Below are 16,693 nucleotides of genomic sequence, written 5' to 3'. Positions count from 1 at the left end.
ACCCTAACACCGAATTTTACGTAAAAACGATAAACCTATAAATTCATGAAGAAACAACGCCTGCTTTTTACTGCTCTGGCGGCCGTGGTGTTGGGCGCCTCCGCCTGCAACAACCAGCCTGCCAAAACCGGTGAGGATACTACGGCCACCACAGCGCCCGTAGAAGTGAAATTGAAGGAAGAAACGGTGACTTACAAAGACGACACAACGACACTGGTCGGCTACGTCGTGTACAACGAAAACGTTACCACTCCGCGCCCTGCCGTACTGGTGGTGCCCGAGTGGTGGGGGCTCAACGAGTACCCCAAAACCCGCGCGCGTCAGCTGGCGGAACTGGGGTATATCGCTATCGCGGTAGACATGTACGGGAATGGACTGATTGCGCCGACGCCGAAAGAAGCTGGCGCCGAAGCCGGTAAGTTCTACACCAATCCAGCGCTGATGAAGTCGCGCATTGAGGCGGCGCTGACCGTGATCAAGTCATTCAAACAAACAGACACCAGCCGCATTGCAGCTATCGGCTATTGCTTCGGTGGCGCGGTAGTACTGAACGTAGCCAAACTGGGTGCTCCGCTTAAAGGTGTGGTCAGCTTCCACGGCAACCTGGCCGGCGCTCCCGCCAACAAAGACCTACTGAAAGCGAAAATCCTCGTATGCCATGGCGCAGACGATAAATTCGTATCGCCGGAAGAGATTGCCGCCTTCAGGAAAGGCCTGGATTCTATCGGCGCCGACTACCAGTTCATCGCGTACCCTGGTGCTGTGCACGCCTTTACCAATCCCGGCTCCACCGAAAAAGGCCAGCAGTTCAATATCCCCATTGCTTACAATGCAGCGGCGGATACGGCTTCCTGGAAAGATATGAAGACCTTCTTCGGTCGTATTTTCTAAACATGGAACATCATTTATAAAAAGGGCTGCCGGTGTGCAGCCCTTTTATTTCGCCAATTACCGGGTACAATCGGGCAAAATCGGCGAAGCGTCACTGCGGTATTATCGCCATCTTTATAAGGATAGTTATTTTCTTTTAACCCGAAATTTCCCTCAATGAAACGAATCCCGATGCTGCTGACGGCAGCGCTCCTGATGATGACATCCCTGAAGAATGAAGCAAAAAGCATGACGATCCCATCCACCGTAGCCGCTCCGCAGGCAAAACTGTTTGCGCTGAGCTATTACTGGTCCAATACCGTAATGATCGGTAACGGCATTTGGGGCTTTTACCCGCTCGGCGTCAGCGCTACGTTTACGTACGAAAACTATGGCACTACCAACGTGGTAACGGGCGCAACACAAACACACTTTGCCGGCACGTACGCCTGGGTAGATGGTCCGTATACCACTACTTACACTTACACGCCCACAACGACCAGTTATTCAACCGGTACCGGCGGCGCTATCTACATGAATTACAGCGGCACCACGGGTGATTGTAAAAAGAGTAACCAGTTCCGGCGCAATCGTCGGTTCCACTACGATCAACAGCGCTTACCAGCCGACCATCAACTCCGGCTCTTTCCCGATGCCATAACGAACGAGAAAAGCCACCTTCCGGGGTGGCTTTTTCAATCATCCTTTAGCATTGTTGAAGGAAGCCACCCCGGCAATCCGGGGCGGCGCTTTATATCAATCTATAAACTGGTCATGTTGAATCGGTTTACTGCATCCCTTCCATACCACTGTTTCCGGTGCCCTGGGCTCTTACGTTTAAAGAGCGACATATCTACTTTGCCAAAACGGTAAGCCAATGTCAGGCGCAGCATCTGCGGATCGCGCAGGCGCGAGTAGTACTGTGTGAAGTACTCACTTTCGGAATACTGGATCGTTTTCATCGTTCTGAAAATATCGCTTACCGCTAAGGTGGCGGATAGCGCATTGTTTTTCAGGAAGCTCTTTTTCACGGCCAGGTCTACGCCACCAAAGGCTTTAATGTACCCCTGGGCAGCAGTCTGCGCCTGGCTCATACCGGGACCGCCAAACCCGCGCGGGTTGTTGTTGATCGGCAGGTTGGTTTTCGACTGGAAGGTGGCCGACAGCTGCACATCGAAGGAAGCGGGCAGTTTAAAGTTGCTGTTAAACTTGCCGAACATGCTCCACATCGCATCCTGCGAAGAGCCGCTTACATTATCTGTATTGATTTTCGAGTTGTAGAGATTCACGCTGGTGCTGATATCCCACCACTTGGTCAGCTTGTTGATCAGCGTTAACTCCGTACCGTAGGAATAAGAAGAATTCGCGTTGGTAAAGGTGTTGATCAGCGCTTCTGAACCGGTGGCATCATCGGTTACTTTTTCCAGGTAACTGGTGATGAGATCGTCCGTGTGTTTAAAGTAGACAGAACCCAACAGGCTGTGATTCGCGTTAAATGTTTTGGCGTAAGACGCTTCGAGCGACTGAGTAAACTCCGGCACCAGGTTCGGATTACCGCGGGTGATATTCAACCTGTCGGTAGAATCCGCAAACGGGATCAGCTGGAAGAAGTTCGGACGGTTTACACGGCGGGTATAGCTCAACTGCAGCTCCCGGTCCTTATTTAGTTTCTGGCTCAGGAACAGGGAAGGGAAGAGGCTTACCGGGTAGCTGTTGCTGAACTTTTCACCGGTTTGCGTCAGTTCACCTTTATATTCAGAACTTTCGCCGCGCAGTCCTACTTTATAACCGAACTTGCCAATAGAATTAGAAAAGCTCACGTAAGCCGCATATACATTGTCGTTGTTCTTATAGTTGCTGCTCGTGCTGGGGATGAGCGTGTATTCATCGGCATTCTGGTCAAAAATGTAGTTGTAGTTATTGTTTTCGGTTGTACGTAGCTGCGCCGGAGACCGGTTTCCAGCTTACCTGTTTTGGCGATCGGGCGAACGTAGTCAGTCTGGATCGTAATGTTACTCATTTTGCCGTCGCCTAAGATGCGTTGCAGTTCGTAGGCACTTTTCGCACCGCCGTTGAAGTAATCCGTATTATAGAAAGAACGGTTTTCGTTTTTACCGCCGAAGTAGTTGAAATCGGCCGTCAGCTCTTCACCTTCGCGGGGAAACAGTTGCTTGAAGCCCAACACCAGGCCGTTTGCGTTGAATTCGCGTTTGCCTTCTGTGGAGCGGCGGCTGAAAGATGACAGGGTGCCGGTGCCGAACAGGCTGTCGGTCGTAATTTCATTCTCGTCGTCGGGTTTAAACTCGCCATGCACCTTTACACCGGAAAGCGAAATCGTACTGCGGTTGGAAAGGAAGTAATCGACACCTACGCGGCCGAACATGAAGGCGCCGTTCTGGCGGTTATAGTTGTTCTGCAGCAGGTTGATAGCCGGTTCGGTGCTGAAGTTATTACGGTCGGTATATCCCGTGGTGCGGCTCTTATTCTGGTTTGCATTAAAGCTGGCGGAGAAGTTGAATTTATCCTGGCGGAGATTCACGTCTGCACCGCCGTTCACCGCACCACGCTTATCGATACCCGCACGCAGGTTACCATTATAGCCGGTCTTTTTATTCTTCTTCAGTACAATGTTTAAAATGCCTGCACCGCCACCGGAAGCATCGTATTTAGCAGAAGGATTCGTGATTACCTCCACGCTTTCGATCGCATCGGCCGGGATCTGGTCCAGCGTAAGCGTGGTGGGACGCCCATCCACATAAAGCTGCGGAGCGCTGTTGCGGAGCGATACATTCCCGTCGATATCCACGTTTACGGAAGGCACGTTCTTCATTACATCTACCGCGGTACCACCGGCACTTACGATGTTCTTTTCCACGTTAAATACCTTCTTATCTATATCCAGGGTCATTATCGGTTTGCTGGCGGTTACCTCCACGCCTTTCAGCTGGCTTACGCTGCCTTCCAGTTTAATGTTGCCGAGGTCTTTGTCGAACGAAGGCATGCTGCCTGGTTTAGGGGCGCCAGCCTGCCTGTTGATGAAAGTCACAGCCTGCTCATACGCTTTATAGCCGGAGGCCGATACTTTCACCTTAATGCCCATGATGGGCAGTTCTTCAAAATTGAAGTCGCCGTTCATTTCGGTTACCATTCCTTTTACAAGCACGTCCTTTTGCTTTTTAGTAGCGGTGTCGAAACGACTTTGCATCACCATGACAGAAGCGTAGGGAACGGGTTTATTATCTTTATCAACGAGTTTGCCGTAAATATGGCCCATATTGGCCATGGCCTGCTTTCCTGCGCCGCCTGGCATCTGCGCCATAAGCGCGTAAGGGGCAATAAGGAGTGCTAAGAAGGCGGTAATTTTTTCATTGGTCTGTATTTCAGACCTCAAAAGTACGCCGGGGTTTCGCGCGTGAAGGGGGAATTGAGGCAGGCTGGAAAAATGATGCGACGAAAGGGAAATAAGGTTTTATTTCCCTGTGAGGTCGTCAATGGCACTCTTGTAGGCATCGCTTACAGGCAGTTCCAGGGTATCGATGAACACGCTGTTTTTGCGTACGGCGGTAATGCTCGACACGGACACGATATACGACTTGTGAATCCGGATAAACTTATCAGGCGACAGCTGATCTTCGATATGCTTCATGCCCATGCGTGTTACAATGGGCTTGTTGCTGCTTTTCAAGTGTATTTTGATATAGTCCCTCATGCCCTCGATCCAAACGATATCTGCCACGTTTACCTTTAACAGGCTGTAATCCGCATTCACGAAGAAAAAATCGGGAGAGGCGGGGTGTTTATCTTTCTTTTTAAGTAGATGCAATTCATACGCCTTGTTGCAGGCTTTTACGAAGCGCTCCAGGGATACGGGTTTTACGAGATAATCCGTTACATCCAGGTTAAAACCTTCCAGGGCATACTTTTCATAAGCGGTGATGAGTACGATCATCGGCTTCTCCGGCATGCTCTGGATAAACTGCAGGCCGGTTAAGCCGGGCATCTGTATATCCAGCAATACGAGGTCCACCGTTTCCTTTTTAATTACTTCCATCGCCTCAAAAGCGTTATTGCAGCGCGCCACCAGTTTCAGGTAAGGTACTTTGCTGATATTATCTTCCGGAGATCCAGGGCCAGCGGTTCATCATCTACAGCTATACAACGTAACATCAGTGCAGGTTTATATTTAAAGATACAGCAAAACGTTCATTCTGCCGGTCGATAGTTAAGGTGTGATCTTTGGCGTACAGCAGGTTCAGGCGTCGTTTTACGTTGGTCAGCCCGATCCCCGACGTTTTATCTTTGAGCTCCACCGAACGGGGATCATAGCGGTTCACCACCAGGAAATGCAGCACATTCTTTTTCAATGTCATCTTTATTTCGATATGCGCCTCCGTGATCATGCCGGTACCATGTTTGAAGGCATTCTCCACAAACGGGATCAGCAGCATCGGCTCTATTTCGTACGCGCCGTCTTCAATATCCAGATTCACATCGATCTTCACATTCGGGCCGAAGCGTTGTCGTTGCAGGTCTATATAGCTTTGCAGGTACTCCGCTTCTTTCTCCAACGGCACCTGGTCCTCGTCCGTTTCATATAACATGTAGCGCATGAGCGACGACAGTTTGATCAACGAAGGTTCCAGCTGGTCGGACTTTTTACGGGCCAGCGCCACCATGTTATTCAGTACATTGAACATGAAGTGCGGACTGGCCTGCGAGCGTAAAAACGACAGCTCTGTTTTGAGTGTCTCATTTTCTGTCTGGCTTTTGATCCGGTCGTCGCGCATCTTCTCTTTAATCATGATATAAGCCGTGCTGGCAGCGAGGATGAACAGCAACATAAAAATGCTGAATAGCACTGTCGGGTTCAGTTCAAAGTCCTCGTTACGGATCACCTGGGTTTGAAACAGCCAGCGGAAGGCGACCAGGCCGGTAAGAGTGCTGGCGATGATCAAGCCATATAGAGGGAATTTCTTTTTGTAGATAAAAAAAGGGATCAATACATAAGCGTGAAAGTAGAAAATGCCGATCAGCACCACGTTATTGAGAATGTAATAGACTTCCCAGATCACACGGTTGGGCTCCCGCTCCGGGTGCTTGTCCATGGAAGGTTTCAGAAAGTAAGGAAGGGAAAAGAGCACCACCCATGCCAGGCAGTGCAATAAAATATTAGCCCATCGCTTCGAATACCAGGGTTGTTTCATCCGCCAAAATTAATAAAGAACCACCCAGTTTGTACGGGGAAAGCTGCGTTATCCGGTATTTATGCGACGAAATCAGATCAGTGGCGGCCGAGCCGACCGAGCACGGGCATTACATACCCCATGGGATTACGGGCGCCAGATACCAGTACCTGCTGCTGCATATGCCGGTCAAAGCCCGTGGATGGTACCGGGTTCCGGCGCCATTTCCTGCACCATGTATCCGGATTGCTTCATCCTGGCGGCAAACTGGTCCCACTGTACGGGTTTTACATCCAGTACCCATTGGAACAAAGGCAGCAGGATCTGCGCGTACAGTTTCTGGTAGATGGGTTTCGTGAAGATGAAGAACTTCTCCTGCCAGCCGTTTTCACGGATCATCTGCAACTCGAGCGACAACTTGCCGATATTACCTGGAATGGCGATAATACAGGCGGCGCCGCCGGCCAGTATTTTAAAGTCTTCTATCTGCTGCGGTGTTTTGGCGGGGGAGCAGATCACGACTTCCGCCTGTGTAAGCGTATGTTCGGGCATTACCGCGCAGATGTAATTATTGAATGCTTTAGAAAAGAATTGTTTGAAGTCGACCACGCGGATAGCGCCATCCTGCATAAAATAAGTGGCGTCGCCGGCGAGCTGTTTGTATACCTTATTCTTATAAATATTTCCCAGGAAAAAGGGGTCCCGGTCTATCGCAAAAGGACGGATCAGTAAGATATATTTATTACCGGGCTGCACCTTTACCTCGTTTTCGAGGCGCTGCCGTTCGCGGAAGCGGGCGCGTACAGAAAAATAGGCATACACTACCGCCGCCACACCGATGCTGATATCAATAGCGCCTTTAACGATGGCTTCGCGGCTGAGCCCGTGCTCCGTGAACACGTATACATATAACATGACGATGGCGACAATAACAGCCACCAGCAACCCTGCCAGCCAGCGGATGGAAAAACCTTTCCGTCCCGCGGGAAACAGCGAGCTAAACAGGAAGTTGATGACGGGCAAAACGACCAGCCATAAACAAATATGAAAAAGCAAATCTTCGCCGATAAAGAGATGATGTTTGCCAAAAGCAAAGCAAACACCGGAGAAAAACAAACCAATCATAAAGCCCGCCACGTTAATGGTGAAACTTTCAGGCGGCGTGTATCCTTTGTTCCTTAAACGGTAGTAAGGCGCAATATATGAACCGGCATAGGCAGAGAGCATGATCAACGAAGGGATGGCCAGCATCAACACTATAGCGGTAAACCAAACAACGTTCATAATTGAGTTTTTAAGTCAGCACGTACTCGGTAGAATAAATTTATAACATACCAGCGATATTTTGCGCTGCGTTCGCTAAAAAAATACAACGACCTGTAATTCAGCTAAATCACCCAATAAAAGTACGGATTCCGCGTTTAAAAAGGTCAAAGTTCTTGCATTTTAAAATCTGGCAACAGTTTTGCATTACAGACGGAAACAACAGCACTCCTGGTTATGGGAGATTAAATCAAAAGTTATGAAAAAGTATTCGCAGTCGCATTGTTCGCGGGAATATTCATAGCTGCCATGCCCACTTTAGCCACCGCTAGTCCATTGCAGGATTATTATGATGACGGCCCGGTCTCTTACCAGACATTTTATGATGAATTAAGTCCTTACGGTCGCTGGATCGATGATCCGGAATATGGATACGTATGGCAACCGAATGCCGGAGATGATTTCCGGCCCTACTACTCAAATGGTAACTGGTCGTACACCACGTATGGCTGGACCTGGGTATCTAATTACCGTTGGGGTTGGGCGCCGTTCCACTATGGACGCTGGCGCATGGACCCGTTTTATGGCTGGGTATGGGTACCCGGTTACGAATGGGGACCAGCCTGGGTGAGCTGGCGTAACAACGCCGGTATGGCCGGATGGGCGCCGATGGCCCCTGGTGTAAGCATTAACGTATCGTTTAATGCCGTGATACCAGTGAGTCACTGGGTGTTCCCGGAGACCAGGTGGCTGGGACACCGATCTTACTATTCCCATTGCATGCCTTTCCGCCAGAACAACGTGTATTACAACAATACCGTGATCGTGCGCAATACTTATGTTTATAATAACCGCACCTATATTAATGGTCCCGATGCGGGCTGGTATCGCCGGAGCACGGGCCGCAGTCTTTCCCCTGCGCCTATCCGCAGCGAGGCGCGTCCCGGCCAGGACCGCATTGCCCGCAACGAAGTGAGGATGTACCGCCCGGAAGTAAGGCAGTACTCCAACGCTGGCGGTAATAACACCAGACCGGCGCCTGCACCTACGAGGGTGTTCAGCAGGGCGGATGGTGCGCGGCCGGATAATAGGAATGGCCAGCCGCAGCGCAGTTTTGAGAACCAGTGGAATAACAACGGGCGGGAGAATGGTGTAGCGGAGCGGACGCCCGGACGTAATGGCAACAATCTCCCCGAAAGGAATAGCAATGTGCCCGACAGGAGTTTTGACCGTACACCCGATCGCAATAATACTGGAAATGGTAATAACCTGCCCGTTCGACCGGATCGCAACTGGAATCGCACAGAAACGCCACGTACGGAGAATGGCAATAACCTTCCCGGTCGCCCGGAGCGCAACTGGGATCGTACAGAAATGCCACGTACGGAAAATAGCCGTCCTGAACGCAATTGGAACCGTACGCCTGATCGCAGCAACGTAGAAACGCCACGTACGGAAAATAACCGTCCTGAACGCAACTGGAACCGTACGGAAAGTCCCCGCCCGGAAAGGAACAGCAACATTCCCGACCGCAACGTGAACCGTGGTAATACCGAAAGCCCTCGTCCGAATGGCCGCAGCATGGACCGTGGCGAAAGCCGTCCGGCTCCACAGCAGCGCCAGATGCAGGAACGTTCCCGCTCCATGGAGGCGCCCAGGCAGTCTACGCCACAGCGTAGCTTCGAACGGTCTGCACCGCAGCAACGCTCGCAACCTTCTGGTGATCGTGGTGGCCGGAGAGGTACACGTGAAAGCTAATTTTGTTTGATCTTGAATATAGAAAGGCGGCCGGGGAAACCTGGTCGCCTTTTTTGTTGGCGTTGGGGAGTTCATGTATAATGCGAGCAATAAAAAAGCCGTCATTGCGACGCGCCAGCGAAGCAACCCTGGTGTATAGTCTTCGCACCAGTAATTTCTGGTTGCCTCAAATCACTAAAGCGAAGACTGGTGCGGAAGTTTGCTTCGCTGGCGCGTCGCAATGACGACCTTCGGGCATATCGTCTGCCTACGTTTGCAAACATACGATGACGGCCTTCGGGAGTCTCGTCAACAAACGCTTACAAACATATGATGACGGACGGGGTGCCTCCATAGCGCCACTATAAAGCCTCCGTAACCAGAGTTGACCCGGACTTAAGGCGGACTTAATCCCTATATAACCCGGACGCACTCAAAATCCATAAAAAAGCGCGACAACCTCCGTAAAAGGTGCGCGCCAACATCAATTTTGATGGCCAATAGAAGAGAAACGGGCATTTGGGGCCGTATAGGCATGCGGGGGCGGGCGGCCTGAAGGGTTCAGACAGCCTATGAACTAAGCGCGTAATTTAGCCGGGATTGGCGCCTTTAACGGACGTAAGCGCCGCAACGGAACGCAGGGATTCAGAAGAAGCCGGAGGCCGAAACGCCGGGGACGTTCTTTTTAGCGGCAGGCACGATAGCAATGATATTGGCAGCGTTGTAATTACGGTACCCCATATGGACAGGCTGTCCTTTTTCCATAGTGCAGGCAATGGCTTCCAGCAGTACAATGGCTTCGCCCGGGTGCGGTGCAGGGATGGTGAGACAGAAAGCCCGGATGTCGCTTGCCTGTACTTTGCTGAGGACAACGATTTCACTGGTGGTTTGAAGGGTTTTGCCGCGCTCGAAATCGGGGTAAACGGCGATGGCGCGGAATTGCATGTGCTGTACTTTGTCCCGGAACTGTGCGAGCGGCTGGGTAATAGTTACCTGCAGACTGCCATCGTGTACACGTTGTACGGCATACCCGCAATTGATATCCATATACTTGTTAACGCGGAAGCCCTCCGGGGCACGCAGGCTGCCGGTGGTAACACGGCGACGGCCAGCCGGGCGGGCAAGGTCGGTTTTTATGACGCCTACCATGGCCTTATTAAGGCGATTCACGAATTCATTGTCCTCGCGAACGGTAATGTCTTTGATGATGCCATGGCGCAGCACGGCGGCTGTGCGACTGGCGGAGCCGAAATCTTTGGCGGCGCGCTTTGTATTCAGGGTTTGGCGCACCTGCTGGGGACGACTACGTACCCTTGTTTTGCCGTTAACCTGGTATCCGATGAGGTTGTCTAAAGCACCGGTAAACTTTATGATAGAGGTCAATATAGCCATGTGTTTTATATGTTTTAATGAACCTATAATATACGTAAAAATGGGTCGGACAGATGTTAATAAGTGTTGCGACATGCATATAAATACCGAATAGATAAGTGTCAACATATAGACGGTGCGCCGCGGCTGAGGAGCGGAACAAAAGCCGGCCGCAAAAACGAAAGCGGCTGACCGGAATACCCGGCCAGCCGCTGAAAACTACTGAAGTATTAAAGTGTTTGCGCCAGGAATTGATCTAACTCCTTTCCATGAATGCCACGGGCAACGATCTTGCCCTCCCTGTCGATCAGGAAGTTCATGGGAAGCGAGGAAATCGCATACGAACGATAGATTTCACGGTTGTTAGCATGCAGCCAGTCAGCACCTTCGCTATAAATCGCCTGCTGCCAGGCGTCTTGATCTTTATCTGCAGAAACGCTCAGGATTTCGAGTCCCTTGTTTTTATACGCCGCGTATGTTTGCGCGAGGCGCTTGTGGTCGGCTCGACAAGGTTGGCTCCAGCTGGCCCAGAAATCGAGCAGCACGTATTTGCCCCGGAGGGACGAAATCGCTACTGGTTTTCCAGCTATATCTTTCAACTGAAAGTCGGGCAGGTGGCAGCCAACGGCAGTACGCTGTGCAGCGTTCAACGCACCCTGGAGCATTACACCCATCGGTTCTTTCAGCAGCCCCGGCGATAGTTTCGCGAAGACCTTTTCGAGCAGGGCGCCGTCAGGATTATGGCGATAGAGATTAAACATGGCGAGCAGCGTGGCCTGGGAGCTACCGTGCTTGTCGATATACTCGTTCAGCGCGGCCTGCTGCGTGGCCGTCACCTGCCGGTGCAGACTGGTGAGGCGTTCTATTTCATCGAGATTGTTATCCTGCAGCGCACGGGCGTATTTGTTGGCATAACCGGCCAGCGGTTTAGCGTATGACTGCAAATAATGATTCAGTTCATTCAGTTCGTCATTACTGCGCGTACCGGATATTTCTACCATGCCGTCTGCCGAACGCGCACCTTTGATGCGGATGTCGCCGGGCTCCGTGGATTACGTATACACCATTGTCGTAAGGCGTATCGCGGATCACGAGGTACACGGGTTTGGCTTTATCTGCGTAACCGGTCCAGCTGAATTTGCCGCCTTCCACAATGATCACATCGCCGGCATCGTTGCGGTCCATGGGATTGAGCAGCACCATAGTGCCGGTGTCAAAACCGTCCAGGGTTCCCCGGATGCTCACCATCTGGTTAGCGCCACGCTGGTTAAAGGGCTGGCAGCCCAGTGCACCGAGGATCAGCAGTAAAAGCCAATATTTGTTCATATTAATAACCGGGATTTTTTTCAAGCACACCGCCGCTTCTTTCCATTTCGACGAGCGGTATAGGCAATATACGTTTATCTGCGCCATAATCCTGTGCGGGCAGGAAGGTATTATAATCGAAGTCACGTTTACCGGTGATGCGCAGCTTATTACGATTCAGGTCGAAGATGCGGTGCCCTTCGAACGCGAGTTCAATACGCCTTTCGGCGAGAATGGCGTTCAGCAACTGTGTTTTATCGGCCAGCAGCATATTGGTGTACGGCAGGGCGCTTACGCGGGAGCGGTTACGGACTTCGTTCAGGCGGATAAGTACTTCCTGCGGGGCAGTCCCCGGCGCTTTGGCAGCGGCTTCGGCGTAGTTAAGCAACACCTCCGCATAGCGGATGACCGGCGCCCAGTCCGCCACGTCGCGGTATTTCAGGGATACCATTACCTGCTGTACCGGGTGCAGCGCAATCAGCTGTGTGCGGCGTTTATCATCAGCGGCCAGCCAGGGATTAGTGAGTACATTCAGGAAATCGGGGCTCACACCCAGGTCTACATTCGTGGTGTAGTTAGCCGTCAGCGTGTAACCGACCTCGAAGTCGCCTGCTTTACTGGGTATTGAAAAGATCGATTCTTTAGTAAGATAATTACCCGCGCCGTAGCATTGCGAAGGCTCGGTATTCAGGCCAAAATCACCATACTGTTTGTTGATCACTGCCCATGCATAGTTCTTCGCGTTCTCCACATCATCTTTATAAAGATACACCCTCGATAACATCGCGGCCGCTGCGGCTTTGGTGGCGCGGGTTTTACTCTGGTAAGGAGTGTTATTGCTCAATGGCAGTGTGTCCAGCGCATCTTTCAGGTCGGTGATGATCTGGTCGTATACCTGCTTCACGCTGCTGCGTGGTTTATTGGCAGCGGGATCATTGCTGTAAAATGCCTGTGTCATCACCGGGATGCCAGGGTGGGAGGCATCTGCAGTAAAACCATACGACTGCGCATATAGGTTTACGAGGTAAAAGTGGGCTATAGCGCGTACGAACTTACACTCTGCCATCCAGCGTTGCGCCTGTTCGGGCGTAGTTTTGTCCACATTTTTACTGATGCCGTCTATCACGCGGTTGGCATCTGCGATCGCTTTGTAACCGGCCTGCCAGGTTCTTGCGGCCATGGTGTTAGAAGACAATGCATTGTAGCGCGCAATATCGCCGAAGTTGTTGGTTCGGTTCACCAGGTCTTCTCCCATTACATCGGCCAGCACCAATGCGCGGGCCTGCAACATATCGCCGGCCTGGAGGGAGTTATAACAGCCCACCACAGCGGTGTTCATGTTGGCGGCGGTCGAAAACACCTGGTTGGTATTAATGCGGTTTTCCGGGTCGATGTCGGTGACCATATCATGGCACGATGCCATCAGCACACACAACACCGGTAACCAGTAACATATCTTTCTCATGTGTCTTTTCTCTTTTCTTATAAACTGATTTGGATACCTGCCATGAATGTTTTTGCAATAAACGGACGGAAGCTGTCGATGCCCATACCGATATTCACATTACCGTTGGCGTTGGCTTCCGGGTCCATGCCTTTGTACTTCGTGAACAGGAAAGGGTTCTGCGCCTGTGCGTAAATCCTCACCCGATCCAGTTTTACGTGTTGTAATACATGTGCCGGCAGTTTGTAGCCGAGCGTAATTTCGCGCACGCGTACGAAGTTGCCTTTCTCCAGCCACTGCGTCGATTCCTGCCAGGAGGCCGCATCGCCCCAGTACATAGCGGGATACACCGCCTGTTGGCCTGCCTGCTTCCAGCTTTTCAGCACTTCGGCCGATTTGTTGTAAGCGTTCGTATTATCCATCAATGTCGCCAGTGTCTGGTTGTACACGTAAAAATCGAATGCGTATTGAAGACCGAGCGTCAGGTCTATTCCGCCATAGCTAACGGTATTGTAAAAGCCGCCATACAGTTTGGGATAAGGTGTTTTACCGGACAGGGCTACTTTATCCGCACCACTCACCCCCGTTGCAGCCTGACCAGTCGCGGGATCGGTCCAGGAGCCCCCTGCAGCGGGATTATACATGCGCTGCTGGCCATCTTTATTCAGGTAGATGGCGCGGCCGGTGGCATCATCCACACCCGCAAAACGCAGGAGGTAATAAGTGCCCAGTTCTTCACCGGGTTTGGCCAGGCCATATCCCTCGTTGATCTGATCACCTTTTCCGTTGGTGGCGATCACTTTGTTTTTCACATAACTGATGTTCCAGTCCGACTGCCAGCGCCATTTACCACTTTTTACCGGTGTTGCCTGTACGGTAAGCTCCACGCCCTGCGTACGCAGCTGTCCCATGTTTTGCAGGATGTTATTGCCCGGCAGGCCCACAGTGCTGAGGATCGGGTTGGTTAGAATCAGGTCTTTACTGTTTTTTACGAACCAGTCCGTGGTAACGTTCAGCAGACCGTTCCACAAGCTCGCGTCCGCGCCTATATTCAGTTGACGGCTCTTTTCCCAACGCAGGTCCGCATTACCGGGCGTGCTGATGTTGAGGGCGGAGGAGTCGGCATAAGATAAATATTGATAAGTGGCCGAAGCAGGGAAGTAACCCACGTTGGCATTACCCGTTAAACCATAACTGGCGCGCAGTTTCAGGTCGTTCAGCACTTTGCTGCTTTTCAGGAAATCTTCCTGGCTCAAACGCCAGCCGCCGGAAAGGGCGGGGAAGAGGCCGCGTTTGTTTCGGCCAATGAACGCCGAGTTATAATCTGCACGGAAGTTCGCCGTTGCAAAGTATTTCCCCGGAAGTCGTATTGCAGCCCGGCAAAGTAAGAGGCCAGTCCGTCGTTATAATCAAACAAGGCCACGCCGGCACCGAAAGTGGTGAAGTTCTCCGGCGAGAAATAGTCAAACGCACCTTCTTTTTGACCATAGGCAAACGGCCGGAGCGAACGGTTCTTGCGGCGGGTGTACTCCACACCGGCAAGCGCGTTCAGGTGATGTTCGCCAATATACGTTTCGTAACGCGCGGTACTGTACCACGACCAGATATTCGAATTGCCGAAGGCATTACTGCTGATACCATTGAAAGGCACGCCATCATTCGTTTTCGGGTGCCAATAGTGGTTCTCGGTATTATTCGTGAGATCGGTATTGAATTGCGTCCGAAGCGTTAAGCCCGCCATAGGGTTGGCTTCCAGGAACATGCTGCCGAGGAACTTTCGCACTTCCAGCTTTTCATAGTTCATTTCCAGCGCCGACAGCGGGTTGGGAAAGTTGCCGGCCGTTATAGGCGCACTGTTGCCACCACGGCCATGGTAATAGGAACCGTCGTCATTATGCGTCCACACGTTCGGGAAATAAGTGAAAAACGAACGCGGAATCGAGTTCACCTGCGTACCACCCACACGGCTGATGCCGTTGACCATGCTGCGGGAGAATTGCATATTGATGCCGGCCGTAAGCCATTCTTTCACTTTAGAAGATGCGTTGAGGCGTCCGCTGGCGCGGTCCATGCCATTGTTGCGGAGATAGTTGTCGTAATGATATACCGAGCCCGATCCGTAATAATTGTAGGTATCGGAGCCCCCGCTGAAACTCAGCTGGTGTTGTTGAACCACACCCTTGTGGTACAATTCGTCCTGCCAGTCGGTATCAACGATGCGTGTACTACCGTCGCCGTTAGTACCGTAAGCCGCCAGGGGAGCCTGACCGGCATTGGCGCGCATCTTATTGATAGTGGTATTGTATTGTTCTGCATTGAGTACGGTCAGCTCATTACCGGGCTGCACCATGCCGAGATCGGCGCCGTAGTTGATTTGGCCTCCCTTTACACCTCTTTTCGTGGTCACCAGCAATACACCGGCTGCCGCGCGGGAACCGTAAATAGCTGCCGATGCCGCATCTTTCAACAACTGGATGCTTTCGATGTCGGCCGGATTGATGGCAGAAAGCGCGTTCAGCGGATTGTAGGTGAACAAACCCGCGCTGTTGCCGGTAATAACAGGCACCCCATCAATCACCACCAAAGGATAACTGGAAGAAGTGGCTGAAATAGAGGATGCGCCCCTTACCCGCACCACAGGCGCTTCGCCCACGAGCCCGGAGCTGTTCGTTACATTCAACCCCGCCATACGGCCGCTCATGAGCTGGTCGAAGTTGTTGGCGGGCGTACGCAGCTGGTCCGCAGTCATTTTAGCCACGGCCTGGGTAACATTCCTTTTTTCCTGAGAATAATAGGCAAACACCACCGCATCGCTCAGGTTAGCAGGATCGGCGGTTAAGACTACATTGTTCAGCTGTTCGTCTGTGATGGTTAATTCCCGTGTCTTTAAACCAATAAAAGAAAATACCAGGGTGTTTTTCCCGGGTTCGGCAGCGATCGCAAAGTAACCATCCGCGTCGGTCTGAACGGCTTTGGTGCTGTACTTCAGCCTTACCGTTACACCGGGCAGCGGCTGCCCCTTTTCGTCGGTTACCTTTCCCTTTACCAGGTCTTCATAAAACACAATATGTACCGGCACCACCGTAGCCGCCTTTACCAACGCGCAGGGCGCCAGCAGACTTAACGGGATAGTACATGAAATAAATGTTTTGACCCATTGTGTAGAAGTCCTGTCCATATAGTTAAAATAAGTGTCTTTTTTCCGGTATTGATAACAATGGCAACGGGCTACAACAGCACACGGACTTATCGGTCACAAACCATTTGCGGTGGAATTAAAAATCTCCGGAGTAAGCTTTGCATACAGTGAATAAAAAGTAGCAGGCACAAACGGGATGAATAGTGTGATCTAATGGTTGAACGGGCCTTAGCCGCTATAGGATTTACTCGTAATACGTTAAACAAAAAGAAGGCTGCCATGCGGGGCAACCTTACCATTAATCCGCACGCGGACAAAAATAATAATTATCTCCAAAAAACGCCAGCTAATCAAGTTATCAAGAAAATTTAACTTTCGGCT

At 51.4% G+C, this 16,693-nt stretch carries 14 protein-coding genes; 3 read left to right on the top strand and 11 right to left on the bottom strand.

The window, feature by feature from the left end:
* Positions 1-45 precede the first annotated feature (45 nt).
* Positions 46-891 carry a dienelactone hydrolase family protein gene (locus MKQ70_RS09290; protein WP_248070140.1) on the top strand — a complete coding sequence of 282 codons (846 nt, stop codon included), beginning with the start codon at positions 46-48 and terminating at the stop codon, positions 889-891.
* 156 nt (positions 892-1,047) lie between these two features.
* On the top strand, positions 1,048-1,743 hold the full coding sequence (locus MKQ70_RS09285; protein WP_248070138.1) for a hypothetical protein: 696 nt from the start codon (positions 1,048-1,050) through the stop codon (positions 1,741-1,743).
* Here the strand turns inward: MKQ70_RS09285 and MKQ70_RS38075 are convergent.
* The 5 genes from MKQ70_RS38075 to MKQ70_RS09265 form a co-directional block, all read right to left on the bottom strand.
* Entirely contained in the window at positions 1,632-2,744 is a 1,113-nt protein-coding gene (locus MKQ70_RS38075; RefSeq protein WP_308199439.1) for an outer membrane beta-barrel family protein, read from the bottom strand. The two genes, MKQ70_RS09285 and MKQ70_RS38075, sit on opposite strands and share 112 nt — an antisense overlap.
* Entirely contained in the window at positions 2,687-4,189 is a 1,503-nt protein-coding gene (locus tag MKQ70_RS38070; RefSeq protein WP_308198977.1) for an outer membrane beta-barrel protein, read from the bottom strand. The genes MKQ70_RS38075 and MKQ70_RS38070 overlap by 58 nt, the downstream gene beginning before the upstream one ends.
* A gap of 150 nt (positions 4,190-4,339) precedes the next feature.
* Complete coding sequence (locus MKQ70_RS09275; RefSeq protein ID WP_248070136.1) at positions 4,340-4,951, bottom strand: LytR/AlgR family response regulator transcription factor; 612 nt, start codon at positions 4,949-4,951, stop codon at positions 4,340-4,342.
* Between the two features lie 85 nt (positions 4,952-5,036).
* Positions 5,037-6,074 carry a sensor histidine kinase gene (locus MKQ70_RS09270; protein WP_248070134.1) on the bottom strand — a complete coding sequence of 346 codons (1,038 nt, stop codon included), beginning with the start codon at positions 6,072-6,074 and terminating at the stop codon, positions 5,037-5,039.
* 168 nt (positions 6,075-6,242) lie between these two features.
* The gene (locus MKQ70_RS09265) at positions 6,243-7,337 is read right to left on the bottom strand and encodes a hypothetical protein (protein WP_248070132.1); all 1,095 of its coding nucleotides are present in this window, start codon (positions 7,335-7,337) and stop codon (positions 6,243-6,245) included.
* Positions 7,338-7,625: 288 nt separating this feature from the next.
* Here MKQ70_RS09265 and MKQ70_RS09260 point away from each other — a divergent pair, with 288 nt between their 5' ends.
* Positions 7,626-9,074 (top strand): DUF6600 domain-containing protein, encoded by a 1,449-nt coding sequence (locus MKQ70_RS09260; protein WP_248070130.1) that lies wholly within the window; start codon positions 7,626-7,628, stop codon positions 9,072-9,074.
* A gap of 624 nt (positions 9,075-9,698) precedes the next feature.
* Here the strand turns inward: MKQ70_RS09260 and MKQ70_RS09255 are convergent.
* The 6 genes from MKQ70_RS09255 to MKQ70_RS09230 form a co-directional block, all read right to left on the bottom strand.
* On the bottom strand, positions 9,699-10,445 hold the full coding sequence (locus MKQ70_RS09255; RefSeq protein WP_248070128.1) for a hypothetical protein: 747 nt from the start codon (positions 10,443-10,445) through the stop codon (positions 9,699-9,701).
* A gap of 209 nt (positions 10,446-10,654) precedes the next feature.
* A complete protein-coding gene (locus tag MKQ70_RS09250; protein WP_248070126.1) occupies positions 10,655-11,425 on the bottom strand; it encodes a TlpA disulfide reductase family protein in 771 nt (256 codons plus the stop codon).
* Positions 11,397-11,750, bottom strand: coding sequence for a DUF4369 domain-containing protein (locus tag MKQ70_RS09245; RefSeq protein ID WP_248070124.1), 354 nt, complete (start codon positions 11,748-11,750; stop codon positions 11,397-11,399). Before MKQ70_RS09245 ends, MKQ70_RS09250 begins: the two co-directional genes overlap by 29 nt.
* Position 11,751: 1 nt before the next feature.
* The gene (locus MKQ70_RS09240) at positions 11,752-13,194 is read right to left on the bottom strand and encodes a RagB/SusD family nutrient uptake outer membrane protein (protein ID WP_248070122.1); all 1,443 of its coding nucleotides are present in this window, start codon (positions 13,192-13,194) and stop codon (positions 11,752-11,754) included.
* A 17-nt stretch (positions 13,195-13,211) separates the two neighbouring features.
* Entirely contained in the window at positions 13,212-14,429 is a 1,218-nt protein-coding gene (locus tag MKQ70_RS09235) for a SusC/RagA family TonB-linked outer membrane protein (RefSeq protein ID WP_372489948.1), read from the bottom strand.
* Entirely contained in the window at positions 14,426-16,351 is a 1,926-nt protein-coding gene (locus tag MKQ70_RS09230; RefSeq protein WP_248070121.1) for a SusC/RagA family TonB-linked outer membrane protein, read from the bottom strand. Before MKQ70_RS09230 ends, MKQ70_RS09235 begins: the two co-directional genes overlap by 4 nt.
* Positions 16,352-16,693 lie beyond the last annotated feature (342 nt).

The organism is Chitinophaga sedimenti (assembly GCF_023156195.1).
Classification (GTDB): Bacteria; Bacteroidota; Bacteroidia; order Chitinophagales; family Chitinophagaceae; genus Chitinophaga; species Chitinophaga sedimenti.
This window is presented reverse-complemented; position numbering and strand designations above follow the sequence as displayed.